This is a genomic window from Helicobacter sp. WB40, assembly GCF_027859275.1.
GTDB lineage: Bacteria > Campylobacterota > Campylobacteria > Campylobacterales > Helicobacteraceae > Helicobacter_D > Helicobacter_D ibis.
Genome location: NZ_JAQHXS010000003.1, coordinates 72,569 through 87,729, shown reverse-complemented (window position 1 = coordinate 87,729; position 15,161 = coordinate 72,569). Strand labels below are relative to the sequence as shown.

Here is a 15,161-nt window from a genome sequence, read left to right as displayed (position 1 = left end):
ATATGCTTAATGACTTTTTACAACTAATTACAAAAGAAACAATTTCAACAATAGAAGGACTGCTAGGACAAGCCCCTGAAGTAAGTCTAATAGAAAGTGAAAATGGCAAAAAAGATAGCATAGTAGCACCTATGACAAAGATAGATATAGATTCTGATAATTCTACAAGAATGGCTATGTTTATCTCTGCAAAGCTAGGAACAGCACTAGCTGATATGATGCTAGGTGGTGATGGAAGTGCGACAAAAGATTCCATGGAAGATGATGACTTAGATGCAACAAAAGAAATAGCATCAAACATACTAGGGGCGGTATCTACTTCTCTTGGAGGGCAAAAGGAGCTACCAAAACTTAGCTTTAACATAGGAAACATAGCCTTTATAGGCGATGGTGGAGATTTAGCATTAGATGATTATAGTGGCTTTTATACATTCTCATTTAGCATAGGCGATGTAAAAGATTCCATATATTTTGCATTTTCTAGCACATTTGAGAAGTTATTTAGCCCACAAGCAGAAGAAGCTCCAGTAGAATCTAGCCCAGCAAACAGCGGAAGCGATTCATCTAAAGTAGAGCTAAACAATAATGAAATGAAAAACATGGCAATGTTACTTGATGTAAGATTGCAAGTAAAGGTAAGAATCGGGCAAAAGAAAATGCTCTTAAAAGATGTTATTGCCATGGATATAGGAAGTGTAGTGGAGCTAAACCAACTAGCAAACGACCCACTAGAAGTGCTAGTTGATGACAAAGTAATTGCAAAAGGTGAAGTTGTAATTGTAGATGGTAACTTTGGGATTCAAATAACCGAAATAGCACCAAAAAAAGACAGAATAGAACAACTAATGTAGCCTAGTATTTTGCATCACTTAGCACAAATGCAAAGTGTGCATTGCCACCAGCATTATTTATAGAATCTCTAGCCTCTTTTATCGTCAATCCTGTTGTTATAATATCATCAAATAAGACTATATCTTTATTATAAACACTTCTCTTTAGCACAAAATTTCTAGGATTCTTCTCTCTAAACTCCAAGCTTTTACCAGCATAATTTACATTATTTGTGGATATTAGAGTGTGATACATTGGGGTTATATTGCATTTTTTTAGATGTGATAGAAGTATCGCACTATGAGAATATCCCTTATTATTTATCCTATCATCAACTGCAACTCCATAGAATCTAATATTATTATTTAAAATATTTTGCACATAAGATAATACTTTTTTTGAGAGTATAGAATACACTTTGCTACCTATATAATCATATTTCAAAGATAACAAGAAAGAAACTTCAGAAAAATCATAAAAACTATAAACCTTAAAGCCATCTAGCTCCCTACTTCTAGGAGTAATTTTAATTATATTTAGACAATTTTTACATATTGTAAAAATAGATAATTTATAGCAAACAATACATCTCATTTACTATCTATAAAACTTATAATCTCATTTGTTATAGCACCAACTTCATCTGAAGCATTAATTATGCAATATGGAATTCCTAAAAGCCTAATTGTATCCAAGATTCTGCTTTGCAATGACAATAGATACTCTACACCTCTTTTTTCTATATTATCCATTTCTTTTTTACCCAATCTAGTTATAAGCTCATTTTCAGAAATTTCCAAAAACACTACATAATCAGGCACAACCCCACTAGTAGCAAAAAGATTCAAAGTTTGCAAAATCTCAAAATCAAAATCTGTTGCATATGCAATACCGCTAACTAGACTTCTATCAGAAATTATCAATTTCTCCTTATTTGGCTTTATTATTTCCTTTATATGTTGTGCTCTATCTGCTAGAAATAATAAAATCTCTGCTTCTTTTGATAGAGATTCACAATCATAAAGCAGAATCTCTCTTAACTTCTCACCTATTTTACTGCCACCTGGCTCTTTTGTAAAAATTGCATCTTTATAATGTAACTTTAGAGATTTTATTTGTGTGCTTTTACCGCATGTATCAATACCCTCTAATGCTATATACATTTATTGTTCCTTATAAAATTAGAAACACAACTTGGCACCAAATGGCTAATATCACCATCATGCAATAAAATAGACCTAACAACACTAGAGCTTATAAAAGCATTTTTTAAAGAAGGCATTAGATAAATAGTTTCTAAATTACTATTTAATGATGCATTTGCATATCCCATTTGTAATTCATACTCAAAATCACTAACCGCCCTAAGCCCTCTAAGAAGAACATTTGCACCAACTTCGTTTGAAAAATCAGCAACCAAATTACAAAATCCAACAACGCTAACACATGGTTTGTTTAAAAAAGCCATTTTCGCCATTTCTACTCGTAATTCTTGCGAAAATAATGGCTTTTTACTCTCGCTTTTTGCAACTGCTACTATTATTTTGTCAAAGATTTTACACGCACGATTTACTATATCTACATGACCATTTGTAATAGGATCAAATGTCCCGGGATAAATTGCTATCCTCATTGCTCTAAGCTCCAAGACATGCTATCTCCTGCAAAAAGTGGCACAATATCATTGTATATCTTAGACACTTTTAGCTCTTGTTTTATTAGCGTTATTTTTCTATTGCTTCTATTTAAATTATATATTTTAGTTGCATTTAGACTTACAAATTTTTCTAAATTTTCTAAAGAATCATGTTTCTCAAATACTTCAGCTAATTTTGGTAGCAAAATAGGAGCACTAAAGATTCCAGCTGCACCATTATTACATTCTTTTTTACTAATTAAATGCGGCGCTGAATCGCTACCAAAAGAAAACTTATCGTGTGCGTTTAGTGCGATATTTAACAATGTTTCTTTATCCTTTGGTGTCTTTAAAATTGGCTTACAAAAATAATGCGGATTTAGCATTCCACCTAGCACATCATCTAAGCTAAGAAGCATATGGTGCAAGGTTAAAGTTGCATATAAATTATCATATCTCTCTACAAGTTCTATGGATCTTCTATCGCTTAAATGCTCAAAGATGATTTTTAACTTAGGAAATGTCTTGGCTAAAGATTCAAAAATAGGTAAAAATTCAAATTCCCTATCTAAGACAAAGCCATTTGTCTCGCCATGTATGCTAAGTATGAATCCCAAATTCTCTGCAACTTCTAAAATCTCTAAGACTTTATCGCTTAATATTTCTTTTACACCATTTTCACTACCTGTGGTTGCACCTTTTGGATATAGCTTTAGCATAAAAAGTCCATTATCTTTTGCTTTTTGCAATTCTTCTTTATCTAACTCTTCTGTTAAATACAAACTAACAAAAGGGATAAAGTCATACTTAGAAGAATTTAGGATTCTAGTTTTATATTCCAATGCTAGTTTTACACTTGTTATAGGTGGGTTTAGGTTTGGCATAACAACAGCACCACAAAATTGAGAAGAAGTATAATTTACAACATCTCTTAAAATCTCTCCATCTCTTAAGTGCAAATGCATATCAAATGGACTTTGTATTTCTAGTTTCATTTTTAATCCTTTATTTCTAATAAAGATAACATACAATCTCTATAAAGCTCCATATCTTCTTTACTTTTTGCCTCAAATCTAACAACAAGCACTGGAGTTGTATTACTAGCTCTAATTAGCCCCCAACCATTTTGAAACACAACTCTAACACCATCGATAGTTATAATATCAAGTATTTTTGGAAAGTCTTTTGGTGGATTTTTTAGAATCTCTTTTAGTTTTTCAATAATTACAAACTTGGTTTCTTCACTACTTTGTATTTTTATCTCATCAGTAGAGTAAAGTTTGGGCAGAGATTCTAATGCTTCATCAAACTTAAGCCCTTTATTATGCACTATATCAAGAAGTCTCAAAGCAGCATAAGTTGCATCATCAAATCCAAAATAATCATCATTAAAAAACATATGCCCACTAACTTCAAACGCCATATGTGCATTTGTTTCTTTTAGTTTCACTTTTAAATTACTATGTCCCGTTTTATGCATTAATGTTTTGCCAATTTTGTTTATAGATTCATACATATTCAAAGAACACTTAACTTCACCTATTACAAATGGATTTTTTACCTCATTTGCATATATTATGGCTAATTCATCGCCTTTGTAAATTCTGCACTTCAAATCTTTGCTCTTTAATACTGCCAATCTATCTCCATCACCATCAAAGGCAATCCCAATACCATCTACTTTAGACATAGAATCAATAATGAATTTTAAATTTTCTACCTCACTAGGATCTGGATGATGATTTGGAAAATTCCCATTAGGCTCTAAAAAAAGACCATTATATTTAATCCCAAGCCTATCTAATATAGGACAGATTCCAAGTGCTGCAACACCATTTCCACAATCAATACTAAGCGGTATATTAAAGCCTCTTAATTTCTCAAATTTTTTAGATAAAAAATCAATATACTTACTTAATACATCAAGTCTCCCTCTTTCTTTAGTGCTTGTTTGTAGCTTAGGGAATGAAGAATTATAAAACTCTCTTTCTAAAGCATAAATCATCTCACCAAAAAACGGCTCTTTTAAAAGCGTGATTTTAAACCCATTATATTGCGGTGGATTATGAGAACCAGTAATTACAATACTAGAATCCAAAACCACATCATCAAAATCAGTAAAAAGTGCAAAATATCCAACAGGGGTTGGAATCTCTCCTAAGTTATAAGTCTTAATCCCTGCTATCTCCAAGCCACTACATAACCATTCAAAAATGCTCAAAGAATGAACTCTAGCATCATAGCCAACGCCAATATTGCTTCCACCTCTTTTTAGTATCTCTAATCCTAATAAATAGCCTATCTTTAAGACATTTTCTTCTGTTAAATCCTTATTAAAAATGCCTCTAATATCATATTCTCTAAAAATTGAAAGCTTATTCATGCTCTACCTTTATCCCTCCGATATAAAGTGCCAACGCTTCTTTAGAATTTAAAATCAAATTTAATGCTATTTGCTCTTTGCATTCAAGTTTAAAAACAGCAAAATCAGGCACATAGCCTTGCTTTAAGATTCCAGCTTTTAGTCCTATTTTATTGTCTTTAAAAGCATAGTTTGTAACGCCAAGTAATAATTTTTGTGCTAAATATTCAACATCATATTCACTATAAGCATAAAGTGCCATTTTTAACTCATCTAAAAGACTTAAGCTATCATTTGAGCTAAGCCCATCAGTTGCAAAAATAACATCAAAGCCATTGTTATACATTTTAGAAAGTGGCAATAAAGCATTGTTTAAAAGCCTATTAGAACGAGGACATGAAATTATCTTGCCATTTAATTTTTTAATTCTTTCTAATTCATTATCATTTGCAAAGAGAGTATGAACAAAATAAGGATTCAAACCCTCTAATTTGTCCAAAAAAGATTCTATGCTAAAAAATGGCGTCATATCAGAATTAAAAAATCGTTTAAAGAAATCTTTAAAATAACCACTGCCATTATCTAGCCATTCTCTTTCCTCTTTAGATTCTAAAAAATGCACACTTAATGGCAACTCTTCTACTTTTGCAATCTCTAATGCTTTATTTAGTAATGTTTCATGCACAGAATATGGCGAATGAATAGCGATTGCTGGGAAGAATCTTTTTGATTGATATTGTGCACACTCTTTGATTCTTGCATTTAGACTTTGTTCTAAAAATGGCACTGCTTCTTCTTTTGAACCAATTACTTCATTAAAAAATAGCACTCTTAAAGGAGAATTAGCCAAAACTTCCACATCATATCCATAGCTAGAAATAGCACCAATACACGAAATTCCGCTTTTTAGCATTTTTGTAATTTCTCTTTGCATTGCTTCTTCTAGTGTGCTATCCATTAGAGAATCCCTATTTACAATTACACTATCAAGCCATTTGCCAAAGTTACCATAATGCAACTTGCCATTATTTTTGCTAAATTCTAAATGTGTATGCAAATTAGCAAAAGATGGTGTAATGACACAATTTTCATAATATTTCTTCTCTCTAATTCTTAAAGATTCTAACTTTTCATATTTATCAACTGCAATTATTTCATTGTCATCAAAATAGATTCCACCTTTTTCTATTATGCTAAAAGAATCATCGCACAAAAGCAAAAAATCAGCACCAACTAAATACATAAAAAATCCTTAAAAAATTTGCTTGCCACCTATAAAATGATGTTTAACCTTGCCACTAAATATCCAATCATAATAAGGTGAATCTTTAGCACCTATCATTTGCGTCTCTTTTGTATCAAGCAAACAAAAATTAGCCAAATAACCTTCCTTTATCAGCCCAACATCATCTAGTTTTAATATCTGTGCCGGATTGAATGATAGAATCTTGCTTAAATCGCTAAACCTCATATGCTCATTTTTCACAAGCAGACTATAACACATAGGGATAAAATACTCTATCATATCTATGCCAAATGCAGCCTCATCAAAGGCTAGGTCTTTTTTAGATAGAGATTGTGATGATTGCAGAGAAGTTAGCAAGTCTATTTCTAGCTTTTTGGCTCTTTTTGTCAATTTAGAACGAGTAGATTCTGATTTTAGAGGTGGTTTAATTTTTGCTGCAGTGTTGTAATTGTTGCACAAATCTTCGGTTAAAATTAGATGATGTATCGAAGTTTGTATGAAAATATTTGGATTTTTCTTTTTTGCTTCTTTTAAAATTTCTACACTCCTATCAGAAGAAATAGCATTAAATATAGCTCTAACGCCCATAAATGAAGCAACCTCACACATCATAGCAACTTCTTTTGTCTCACTTAGAGATAAAATCCCACTAAGCCCTAAAGATGCACTAAGCTCACCATCATTCATAACTCCATCTTTACTCAAAGATTCATCATCACAATCAAAAAACATTGGCAAATCAAGCATTGTAGCAAACTCACAAGTCCTACGCAACAAATTTCCACTTATGCTAGATTTGCTAAAAATACCTCTAGCACCTTTTTTGTGTAAAGATGATATTGGCGGAATCCCGCTCCCTTCATCTGTTAAATTAGAAGTTATACCAATTATTTTGACACTTAGTTCATGTTGTAAAACAGATAATAACTCCATGCCAAGTTCAGTGCTTAAAGATGGTTTGCAATCAGGCATTAACGCAAGCATTCCTACTCCACCAACTGCTGCTTTTTGTGAAAGATTCAATATATTTTCTTTAGTTAATACATCATTATGAAGTCTAGTATTTAAGTCAATAGCACTAGGCAAAAGAGTAAATCCATCTGCATGAAAGACCTCCTCTCCAGCACTTGGCATAATGCTTCGTTCTACTTTTACTATCCTATCACCTTCTATTCTTATATCACCCTTTTGCTCCAAGAGGGCATCACATATCATAGCACCCTTAATTACCATAAAATAACCTTGCAAGAATTTTTAAAAGATTATTGCAAAATTAAAGATAAAACTTAATAAAAAACTATTTTGTAGGGATAATTATTCTAAAACCTTTTTTATCTTCATCTAGTAATTCTATACTTCCGCCATGTGCTTCAATAATCTGTAATGACAATGCTAATCCAAGCCCATTACCCTTTAATTTTGTGCTTTTAAATGGTTCAAATAATATTTGAGGATTCTCAATTTGTTTGCCACTATCATAAATTTTAAATTCTGCTTTATCATTAACGATACTATAAAATATCTCTATTAAACCACTATCATTATCACTCTCTTCAATTGCATCAACAGCATTAAACAAAAAGTTCTGCAAAACTATACACAATAAATCAAAATCAGCTTCTATTTGTGAGCTATCAAACTTTAGCTTCAAATCTATATCTTTAGAATATGTGTAATACCCTAGAGATTCTTCTAATTCTTCTTTTATGTTTTCAGGGTTTATTGTGCTTTTATTTACATGCACACCTTTTGAAAACAGCAATGTAGCCTTAACAATCCTCTCCACACGCCAAATTGATTTTTTTATCTCTAAAACTAGAGGCTTGTTTTTTAAATCAACTTTATTTATAAGTGTAGAGGCTAAAAGTGCAACAGAGCCTACAGGATTCCTTATCTCATGTGCTAAATGTGCTGATATTTGCCCCATAGATGCTAGTCTTTCACGCCTTTTTTCACTTGTAATATCAGTAGCAGTAATTATAAATTTGTTTAGCTTTTTATTTATTTGAACCAAATACACACTAGATTCAAGCTCAATTTCTTGTCGTTGCAAATTGCGTATATCCAAAAATTCCAAAAGATTTGAAATCTCGCTTGCAAAAGAATTTTGATAAAATATTTCCCCACCCTCTTCTAGTACCCATACAGCAGTTGGCAAAATATCCAATACCTCTTCAAAGAGAGCCCTTAATTCAACAAATTCTTTTTCTACTTCATATGTTTGTGTGATTAACTCTTTTAGCCCTTTTGCAAAAGATTCCTTATCGCTACTACTTAAAGATTCCAATAAATTTTGATCTATCACTATAAGCCTTGTTGTTTTTGTAAATCTTTTAAATAACCATATAGCAAATCACTATATCCAAAACTACCGCTAAGAGATTGTGATAGTGTATCTTTATACATGGATTCATATATGTCATGTCCGGGTGCTTTTGGATATAGAGGATCTTCTAGTTTTAAAGATGTATCAAGTATAGTCTTTAAAATCAACGCTTCAAAGGCATCTGTTTGTTCTCTTAGCCTTGAATCATCATCTGTTTTTGTAATTTCTGGTGCTTTTTTAGCAACATCTAACAAATCTTTGCTATATCCGCTAATGCCATTAAAATCAATTGCCATGAATCCTCCTTAAATTATTTCCAAATCAGCATTAAAAGCACCGGCTTTTTTCATTGTCTCAATTATAGCTATCATATCTTTTGGAGTAGCACCCATTCTTTGCAATGCTCTTGTGACGCTAGAGATAGTAGGATTATTCGCACTTGCTACCATTGCTTGTTGAGGGCTAAATGACGCACCACTGCCCATATCAACCGCTTCTGGGTCATTTATAGGCTCATTTGATACTTTTATTGTTATATTGTTATGAGTTACAACAATAGGAGATACCTCAACGCCAAGCCCTGCTATAACCGTTCCTGTTCTTTCATTTATTATTATTCTATCTTCTTTTACATAATCAACATCAATATTTTGAACCCTAGCTAGAAATTCAACCATGCTTATATTTTCTGGCTTTTGTAATCTTATTGTTCTTGGATCTACGGCAACTGCAACAGAATTTGTTGCATTTGAATCACTATTTGTAGCAGGAGCAAATGTCTCATTAATCCTAGTTTGGATTCTAACTACATTTTGAAAATTAGATTCTTTTAAACTAAGAGTTGCATTTGTTTTGCTATACAAATCATATACAACTTCTCTCTCAACAATACCGCCATTTGGTAATGTGGCAACTAGTGGGTGGTTTGCTGCACCGCCTCTTTCGCTTTTACCACCTATACCTACAGCACCTTGAGCGACAGCATAGATTCTCCCATCTAAACCACTAAGAGGAGTTAACAACAATGTCCCACCTTCTAAAGACTTCGCATCACCAATACTTGAGACTAAAATATCAAGCTTATCACCTTGTCTTGCAAATGGAGGAAGCTTAGCAGTAACCATTACAGCAGCAACATTCTTTGATTGTATATCATTTGGATCTATTTTTACATTTACACTCTCTAGCATGTTTGACATTGATTGCATTGTAAAAGTAGAGGTAGTCTTATCGCCAGTCCCATTTAGACCCACAACCAAACCATAACCTATTAGTTGATTATCCCTAACGCCGACGATATTTGCTAAATCGCTAACCTTTGCAGCATACATTGGTAGCGTAAAAAACAAAGTTATTGTTAAAATACCTTTAAACATGTTCATATTTCAAATCCTTTTGCTATATTTATTAGCAAAAATAAGCAAATTGCATTCCAACTATCAATATGCTACAATACGCAACACATCGGAGTATAGCGCAGTCTGGCTAGCGCACACCCTTGGGGTGGGTGAGGTCGTGGGTTCAAATCCCGCTACTCCGAAACTTAAGGTTTAATTACCTCAACTATCTTTAAATTAAATCCATTTAGCACCATAAAACTATCTTCATTTTTTGTAGAACTAATTAGTTTGAAGTCCAAAATACCAAGTAACTTTAGAATCTGCGCACCTATCCCAAGCTCTTTTATATCGGAATTTTTACTAGTTCTTAAAAACACAAGATAACCTACATGCTCTTTTAATATATCTATTGATTTTACAAGTTCATTGAATCTAGAAAAATCTTCTAGCAATAATATATCCTCATCTACAATGTGGAATTTCACATAAGGAATCTTGCCAGTATCTCCAAACTTGTATGCAATATGAATCCTTCCTATATGATCTTTAAAAGAAGTCTTAGTAACATCAAAATCAAAAAAACTAGAAGATTCTTCACTTTGTATGCTAACTAGGTTTTCAGACTGCATTCTATATTCTATTAAGTCTGATACATATAGAATCTTTAAAGAATGTTTAGAAGCAAAATCAATTAAAAATTTATCATCTCTTCTAGCCATAAGCCCATCTTCTTTCATTATCTCACAAATCACGCTAACTGGCTTAAGTCCAGCTAATTTACAAATATCAATACTAGCTTCAGTGTGTCCCGTCCTTTCTAATACTCCACCCTCTTTTGCTACAAGTGGAAAGATATGTCCAGGTCTTACAAAATCATCTGGCTTAGCATTGGCTCTACACATAAGCTCTATCGTCAAACTTCTCTCATAAGCAGAGATTCCTGTTTTTGCCTCTTTTGCATCTATTGATATAGTAAATGCTGTATTATGATTTGAGCTATTTGATGCCACCATAGGCGGCAAATCTAAATCATTTGCTATCTTTTCAGTGATAGAGACACAAATTAAACCCCTTGCATATTGAGCCATGAAGTTTATCTTATCTGGTGTGCTAAAGATTCCAGCCATAACCAAATCACCCTCATTTTCCCTATCTTCATCATCCATTATTATTATCATTTCACCATTTTTGATAGCTTCTATGGATTGCTCTACCCTTAAAATAGCTTCATTTTTACTCATATAATTTCCTTGCCAAAACAACTTTATATAAACTAAAAATTAAAAATTTTATAAATACTCTCTTTAATTGATAATTAACCCAAAAAGTCAATATTAATCAAAAATTATTAATTATTTTATAATAAAATTTATAAGATAAAAAGTTTAATAAAAATAAAATTTTATTTAAAGAAATATAAAGCAAATTTTTAGCATTATTAGTTACGAATACAATAAGGAATTCTAATGACAACACAACAAAATTTTGAGGTATATAATGAGAGAAAGTTAGTTTCGTTTTTAACAAACATAAGAAAGCAGATAGCAAAACTTGAAGCTGATAAAAGCGTAATAGAAAGAAAAATACAGGAAAAATCTTCAAAAGAAGAAGCAATTAGAACAGCATTGGCAAAAAAATTAGATATATAATTTTTGCCTTTACTAATTCTTGACAAACGAGCCTTTTTTATATATAATCCGATTTCTTAAAACATTGGGGTATCGCCAAGCGGTAAGGCAGCTGGTTTTGGTCCAGCCATTCCGAGGTTCGAATCCTTGTACCCCAGCCACAATCAAAATGATTTTTAACATTTTTAGTTATATTTATCGCGGGGTAGAGCAGCCCGGTAGCTCGTTGGGCTCATAACCCAAAGGTCGGTGGTTCAAATCCGCCCCCCGCTACCAATTTTAATTTCTCACTTACTTTTATTCTTTTTATCTTCCAAATGTATATATAATTGTAGAACTTCCAAACTAGCAGGTGTAACTCCACTTATTTGACTTGCTTCAAATAGACTTTTTGGCTGATTCTTTTCTAGCTTTTCTATCACTTCTAAACTCAAACCAGATATATTTTTATAAACAAACCCATCTGGAATCTTAATACTTAGCATTTTATCCATATTATCAATCATTGCTTGTTGTTTTTGTATATAGGTCATATATTTAGATTCTACTAATATCTCCTCTAATGACCTTTGAGAAAATGAACCAAAAGGTGCATTAGCAAACTTTATTAACTCTAGGAGTTTTGGCATATCAAATGTCCTTCTTGAAACTATCGTTTGCCATGTAGTCTTATCGCTTATTTTATCTTCATCTATACTCTCTAAAAACTGCAAAACAGATGCCGTAGGCGTAACAGAACCATTTAACCAATTTAGACCAATTTGTATATCTTCTAAATCCTTTTGCAATTCCTTATAATCACACTCACTCATAAGCCCAAGCTCAAAAGATAATTTACCAAGCCTAAAAATCGCATTGCCTTCACGCAATAAAAGCCTATACTCTGCCCTTGAACTAAACATTCTATAAGGCTCTTTTGTGCCCTTAGTTACCAAATCATCAACCATAACACCAATATAAGATTCATTTCTTCTTAAATAAACCTCATCTTTTCCCTTAGCACTAAGTGCAGCATTAATCCCAGCAAATATCCCTTGTGCTGCTGCTTCTTCATACCCAGTAGTGCCATTTATCTGTCCTGCACAATAAAGATTCTTTATTTTTTTTGTCTCTAATGTATGCTTTAATTCCGTAGGATTTATATAATCATACTCAATAGCATATCCATATCGCACAATCTCTGCATTCTCTAAACCTTCTATACTTCGTATTAATTCTTCTTGAACATCATATGGCAAGGAAGTTGTAAGTCCATTTATATAATATTCATTTGCCTCTAGCGTTTGTGGTTCTAAGAATAACTGATGTCTTTCTTTATCTTTAAATCTATTTATTTTATCTTCTATACTTGGACAATATCTAGGACCAACACCTTCTATTTGTCCAGTAAACATAGGTGCTCTATGAAAATTATCACTTATTATTTTGTGTGTTTTTTCATTTGTATATGTTACATAGCATGGTAATTGCACTGGGTTAAACTCATTGCCATTTAACTCTTTTTTTGTTTTATTGCTAAAATAAGGAGCTGGTATATCACCATGATGTTTTTCTAAATTACTAAAATTTATACTACTAGCTTTTATTCTAGCACATGTCCCAGTCTTTAGCCTACCTACCTCAAGCCCTAAAGATTCTAAATACTCTCCTAAAGCTTGTGCTGGCTGCTCACCTGCTCTACCATTGTTAGAGGTATTCTCACCTATATGAATCTTCCCTCTTAAAAATGTCCCCGTAGTTAAGACAACTTTCTTTGCCTTATATATTTTGCCTATACTTGTTTTAACGCCCTCTACCTCATTGTTTTTTACAATTAAAGATTCAACTAATTGTTGTGAGACTTCCAAGTTTTGCGTGTTATAGCATATATCTCTAGCCACTATTTTATATCTATCCATATCTATTTGAGCTCTTGTGCCTCGAACAGCAGGACCTTTTGAGGCATTTAGTGTTCTAAATTGAATCCCACACTTATCAGTGATATATCCCATTACACCACCTAATGCATCTACTTCCTTTACCAAATGTCCCTTACCAAGCCCACCTACTGCAGGATTACAACTAGCAGCTCCAATTTGTTCTACTAGCATTGTTAAAAGCAGTGTCTTACAACCCATCTTAGCAGATACTATTGCAGATTCAATACCCGCATGACCACCACCAATAACGATTACATCATATTTCATTGCTAACTCTTTTCATCTCGTTTAATATTCTCTTTACAGCTTCTTTTGGGTTTTGTGCTTTATATATTGGACGCCCAACAACGATAAAATCACTCTTGGAATCGAAAGCTTCTTTAATATTTGCTACACGCTTTTGGTCTCCTACACTCTCGCCAAATGGACGAATCCCCGGCGTAAGGGTTAAAAAATCATTTCCTATATTTGTCTTTATCATTTTAGATTCAAAGCATGAGCATACAACACCATTTATTCCACATTCATATGATAATTTTGCAAACTTCAACACACAAGATTCTAAACTATCATTATATATCTCAAATAAATTAGAATCATCAAAACTAGTAAGTGCTGTTACTGCAAGAATAATAGGTGGATTTTGCACTTTTGATAATTTTGTAGCTATGCTATTCATAGCCTCTCTTCCACTGCTTGCGTGAATTGTTACCATATCGATTCCCAATTTTATTATCTCATCAATACTATCACACATAGTATTTGGTATATCATATAGCTTTAAGTCCAAAAATATTTTAAAATTAGCAATTTTACGAATCTCATCTAAAAATAAATATCCATCTCTAATAAAACTCCTTAACCCAACTTTTACATACAAGTCATCATATTCTTTTAAGCTCTCCAAAAGAGATAGATTATCATGCTTACTATCCATATCTAATGCAACACAAAGTTTCATTTATTATCCTTAAGTGCCTCTTGTATGTCTTGTAATTTTATTTTCAGATTCTTGCTTACACCATCTAAGATCCCATTTATAAATCTAGTTGAATTATCATTTCCAAATATTTTTGCTATTTCTAATGCTTCATTAATAGCAACTGCTTTATCAGTATCGCTAAATATTATCTCATATGCACCAAGCCTCAAAATTGCCCTCTCCATATCTCCAATCCTAGAGAAATCCCAGTTCTTTAACTGATGGGTGATTCTTAAATCTATTTCTTCTAAATGCTCCAAAATCCCATTAAACAATCCTAATGCAAACTCTCGTTGTTGATTTTTAATTTTTTTCTCTTCTAATATTTCATCTACAAACTTTACAATACCACTATTTCCGCTACCATAAGCATACATCAACTGCACAACAGCTTCTCTTGCCTGTCCTCTAGTAGCCATTATGCACCAATTTTTCTATATAAGTTTATAAGCTCTATAAGATTAGACATAGATTCAAAACCCTTGTTTCCACTTTTACTTCCAGCTCTTTCAATTGCTTGTTCTATTGTATCAGTAGTTAGGACACCAAAAGTTACAGCAGCACCATATCGTATGGTTACATTTGCTATTCCTTTTGTAGATTCAGCACTTACATAATCAAAATGAGGTGTGCTTCCTCTAATTATTGCACCAAGACAACATACTCCATCATAATCACCTTGAGATAATATTTTCTCTAATGCAAATGGTATTTCAAATGCACCAGGAACCAATATATGAAATAAATTATCTTCCCTGCCACCATGCCTTAGAAAGCAATCTTTAGCACCCTCTACAAGCCTATCAGTAATTATGTGATTAAACCTACTTGAAATAATTGCAATTTTTTCATCTCCCAAAAGAGATAATTTTCCTTCGATCACTTGCATAT

17 protein-coding genes and 3 tRNA genes are annotated in these 15,161 nt (G+C 32.5%); 5 read left to right on the top strand and 15 right to left on the bottom strand.

Annotation, left to right across the window (positions count from 1 at the left end; all coding sequences use genetic code 11):
* The first annotated feature begins 2 nt into the window (after positions 1-2).
* Entirely contained in the window at positions 3-851 is an 849-nt protein-coding gene (gene fliY, locus PF022_RS02950) for a flagellar motor switch protein FliY (RefSeq protein WP_271022736.1), read from the top strand.
* A 1-nt stretch (position 852) separates the two neighbouring features.
* On the opposite strand, the gene PF022_RS02945 is transcribed toward fliY, so the two are convergent.
* From PF022_RS02945 to PF022_RS02900, 10 genes are all read right to left on the bottom strand, one after another.
* Positions 853-1,425 carry a ComF family protein gene (locus PF022_RS02945; protein ID WP_271020436.1) on the bottom strand — a complete coding sequence of 191 codons (573 nt, stop codon included), beginning with the start codon at positions 1,423-1,425 and terminating at the stop codon, positions 853-855.
* Positions 1,422-1,994 (bottom strand): dTMP kinase, encoded by a 573-nt coding sequence (gene tmk / locus PF022_RS02940; RefSeq protein WP_271020434.1) that lies wholly within the window; start codon positions 1,992-1,994, stop codon positions 1,422-1,424. The genes PF022_RS02945 and tmk overlap by 4 nt, the downstream gene beginning before the upstream one ends.
* Positions 1,985-2,464 (bottom strand): pantetheine-phosphate adenylyltransferase, encoded by a 480-nt coding sequence (gene coaD / locus PF022_RS02935; RefSeq protein WP_271020433.1) that lies wholly within the window; start codon positions 2,462-2,464, stop codon positions 1,985-1,987. The genes tmk and coaD overlap by 10 nt, the downstream gene beginning before the upstream one ends.
* Positions 2,461-3,462 carry a dihydroorotase gene (pyrC, locus tag PF022_RS02930; protein WP_271022734.1) on the bottom strand — a complete coding sequence of 334 codons (1,002 nt, stop codon included), beginning with the start codon at positions 3,460-3,462 and terminating at the stop codon, positions 2,461-2,463. The genes coaD and pyrC overlap by 4 nt, the downstream gene beginning before the upstream one ends.
* A 2-nt stretch (positions 3,463-3,464) precedes the next feature.
* Positions 3,465-4,850, bottom strand: a complete 1,386-nt coding sequence (locus tag PF022_RS02925) for a phosphomannomutase/phosphoglucomutase (RefSeq protein WP_271022731.1) — start codon at positions 4,848-4,850, stop codon at positions 3,465-3,467.
* A complete protein-coding gene (gene mqnF, locus PF022_RS02920) occupies positions 4,843-6,072 on the bottom strand; it encodes an aminofutalosine deaminase family hydrolase (RefSeq protein ID WP_271020427.1) in 1,230 nt (409 codons plus the stop codon). Before mqnF ends, PF022_RS02925 begins: the two co-directional genes overlap by 8 nt.
* Before the next feature lie 9 nt (positions 6,073-6,081).
* Entirely contained in the window at positions 6,082-7,308 is a 1,227-nt protein-coding gene (locus PF022_RS02915; RefSeq protein ID WP_271022730.1) for an amidohydrolase family protein, read from the bottom strand.
* 64 nt (positions 7,309-7,372) lie between these two features.
* Positions 7,373-8,380, bottom strand: coding sequence for a sensor histidine kinase (locus PF022_RS02910; protein WP_271020424.1), 1,008 nt, complete (start codon positions 8,378-8,380; stop codon positions 7,373-7,375).
* Complete coding sequence (locus PF022_RS02905; RefSeq protein WP_271020423.1) at positions 8,380-8,697, bottom strand: rod-binding protein; 318 nt, start codon at positions 8,695-8,697, stop codon at positions 8,380-8,382. Before PF022_RS02905 ends, PF022_RS02910 begins: the two co-directional genes overlap by 1 nt.
* A gap of 9 nt (positions 8,698-8,706) precedes the next feature.
* Positions 8,707-9,783, bottom strand: coding sequence for a flagellar basal body P-ring protein FlgI (locus PF022_RS02900; protein ID WP_407081396.1), 1,077 nt, complete (start codon positions 9,781-9,783; stop codon positions 8,707-8,709).
* Between the two features lie 83 nt (positions 9,784-9,866).
* On the opposite strand from PF022_RS02900, the gene PF022_RS02895 reads away from it, so the two are divergent.
* A tRNA-Pro gene (locus PF022_RS02895) sits at positions 9,867-9,941 on the top strand.
* Positions 9,942-9,944: 3 nt separating this feature from the next.
* Here the strand turns inward: PF022_RS02895 and PF022_RS02890 are convergent.
* Positions 9,945-10,982, bottom strand: a complete 1,038-nt coding sequence (locus tag PF022_RS02890; RefSeq protein WP_271022729.1) for a bifunctional 3,4-dihydroxy-2-butanone 4-phosphate synthase/GTP cyclohydrolase II — start codon at positions 10,980-10,982, stop codon at positions 9,945-9,947.
* A 225-nt stretch (positions 10,983-11,207) separates the two neighbouring features.
* On the opposite strand from PF022_RS02890, the gene PF022_RS02885 reads away from it, so the two are divergent.
* From PF022_RS02885 to PF022_RS02875, 3 genes are all read left to right on the top strand, one after another.
* Positions 11,208-11,390, top strand: a complete 183-nt coding sequence (locus tag PF022_RS02885) for a hypothetical protein (RefSeq protein WP_271020420.1) — start codon at positions 11,208-11,210, stop codon at positions 11,388-11,390.
* A gap of 65 nt (positions 11,391-11,455) precedes the next feature.
* Positions 11,456-11,530: transfer RNA gene (locus tag PF022_RS02880), tRNA-Gln, on the top strand.
* Between the two features lie 38 nt (positions 11,531-11,568).
* A tRNA-Met gene (locus PF022_RS02875) sits at positions 11,569-11,645 on the top strand.
* Positions 11,646-11,656: 11 nt separating this feature from the next.
* Here the strand turns inward: PF022_RS02875 and mnmG are convergent.
* Genes mnmG through ribH form a run of 4 tightly spaced genes read right to left on the bottom strand, consistent with a single transcriptional unit; the run spans position 11,657 to position 15,159 of the window.
* A complete protein-coding gene (gene mnmG / locus PF022_RS02870; RefSeq protein ID WP_271020419.1) occupies positions 11,657-13,555 on the bottom strand; it encodes a tRNA uridine-5-carboxymethylaminomethyl(34) synthesis enzyme MnmG in 1,899 nt (632 codons plus the stop codon).
* The gene (gene pyrF / locus PF022_RS02865) at positions 13,545-14,249 is read right to left on the bottom strand and encodes an orotidine-5'-phosphate decarboxylase (RefSeq protein ID WP_271022727.1); all 705 of its coding nucleotides are present in this window, start codon (positions 14,247-14,249) and stop codon (positions 13,545-13,547) included. Before pyrF ends, mnmG begins: the two co-directional genes overlap by 11 nt.
* Positions 14,246-14,689, bottom strand: a complete 444-nt coding sequence (gene nusB / locus PF022_RS02860) for a transcription antitermination factor NusB (protein ID WP_271020416.1) — start codon at positions 14,687-14,689, stop codon at positions 14,246-14,248. Before nusB ends, pyrF begins: the two co-directional genes overlap by 4 nt.
* A complete protein-coding gene (gene ribH, locus PF022_RS02855) occupies positions 14,689-15,159 on the bottom strand; it encodes a 6,7-dimethyl-8-ribityllumazine synthase (RefSeq protein WP_271020415.1) in 471 nt (156 codons plus the stop codon). Before ribH ends, nusB begins: the two co-directional genes overlap by 1 nt.
* Positions 15,160-15,161 lie beyond the last annotated feature (2 nt).

What these genes read in the sequence shown, in the direction of transcription:
- fliY (WP_271022736.1), top strand. Translation starts at nt 3, where the DNA reads ATGCTTAATGACTTTTTACAACTAATTACAAAAGAAACAATTTCAACA.
- PF022_RS02945 (WP_271020436.1), bottom strand. Translation starts at nt 1,425, where the DNA reads ATGAGATGTATTGTTTGCTATAAATTATCTATTTTTACAATATGTAAA.
- tmk (WP_271020434.1), bottom strand. Translation starts at nt 1,994, where the DNA reads ATGTATATAGCATTAGAGGGTATTGATACATGCGGTAAAAGCACACAA.
- coaD (WP_271020433.1), bottom strand. Translation starts at nt 2,464, where the DNA reads ATGAGGATAGCAATTTATCCCGGGACATTTGATCCTATTACAAATGGT.
- pyrC (WP_271022734.1), bottom strand. Translation starts at nt 3,462, where the DNA reads ATGAAACTAGAAATACAAAGTCCATTTGATATGCATTTGCACTTAAGA.
- PF022_RS02925 (WP_271022731.1), bottom strand. Translation starts at nt 4,850, where the DNA reads ATGAATAAGCTTTCAATTTTTAGAGAATATGATATTAGAGGCATTTTT.
- mqnF (WP_271020427.1), bottom strand. Translation starts at nt 6,072, where the DNA reads ATGTATTTAGTTGGTGCTGATTTTTTGCTTTTGTGCGATGATTCTTTT.
- PF022_RS02915 (WP_271022730.1), bottom strand. Translation starts at nt 7,308, where the DNA reads ATGGTAATTAAGGGTGCTATGATATGTGATGCCCTCTTGGAGCAAAAG.
- PF022_RS02905 (WP_271020423.1), bottom strand. Translation starts at nt 8,697, where the DNA reads ATGGCAATTGATTTTAATGGCATTAGCGGATATAGCAAAGATTTGTTA.
- PF022_RS02900 (WP_407081396.1), bottom strand. Translation starts at nt 9,783, where the DNA reads ATGAACATGTTTAAAGGTATTTTAACAATAACTTTGTTTTTTACGCTA.
- PF022_RS02890 (WP_271022729.1), bottom strand. Translation starts at nt 10,982, where the DNA reads ATGAGTAAAAATGAAGCTATTTTAAGGGTAGAGCAATCCATAGAAGCT.
- PF022_RS02885 (WP_271020420.1), top strand. Translation starts at nt 11,208, where the DNA reads ATGACAACACAACAAAATTTTGAGGTATATAATGAGAGAAAGTTAGTT.
- mnmG (WP_271020419.1), bottom strand. Translation starts at nt 13,555, where the DNA reads ATGAAATATGATGTAATCGTTATTGGTGGTGGTCATGCGGGTATTGAA.
- pyrF (WP_271022727.1), bottom strand. Translation starts at nt 14,249, where the DNA reads ATGAAACTTTGTGTTGCATTAGATATGGATAGTAAGCATGATAATCTA.
- nusB (WP_271020416.1), bottom strand. Translation starts at nt 14,689, where the DNA reads ATGGCTACTAGAGGACAGGCAAGAGAAGCTGTTGTGCAGTTGATGTAT.
- ribH (WP_271020415.1), bottom strand. Translation starts at nt 15,159, where the DNA reads ATGCAAGTGATCGAAGGAAAATTATCTCTTTTGGGAGATGAAAAAATT.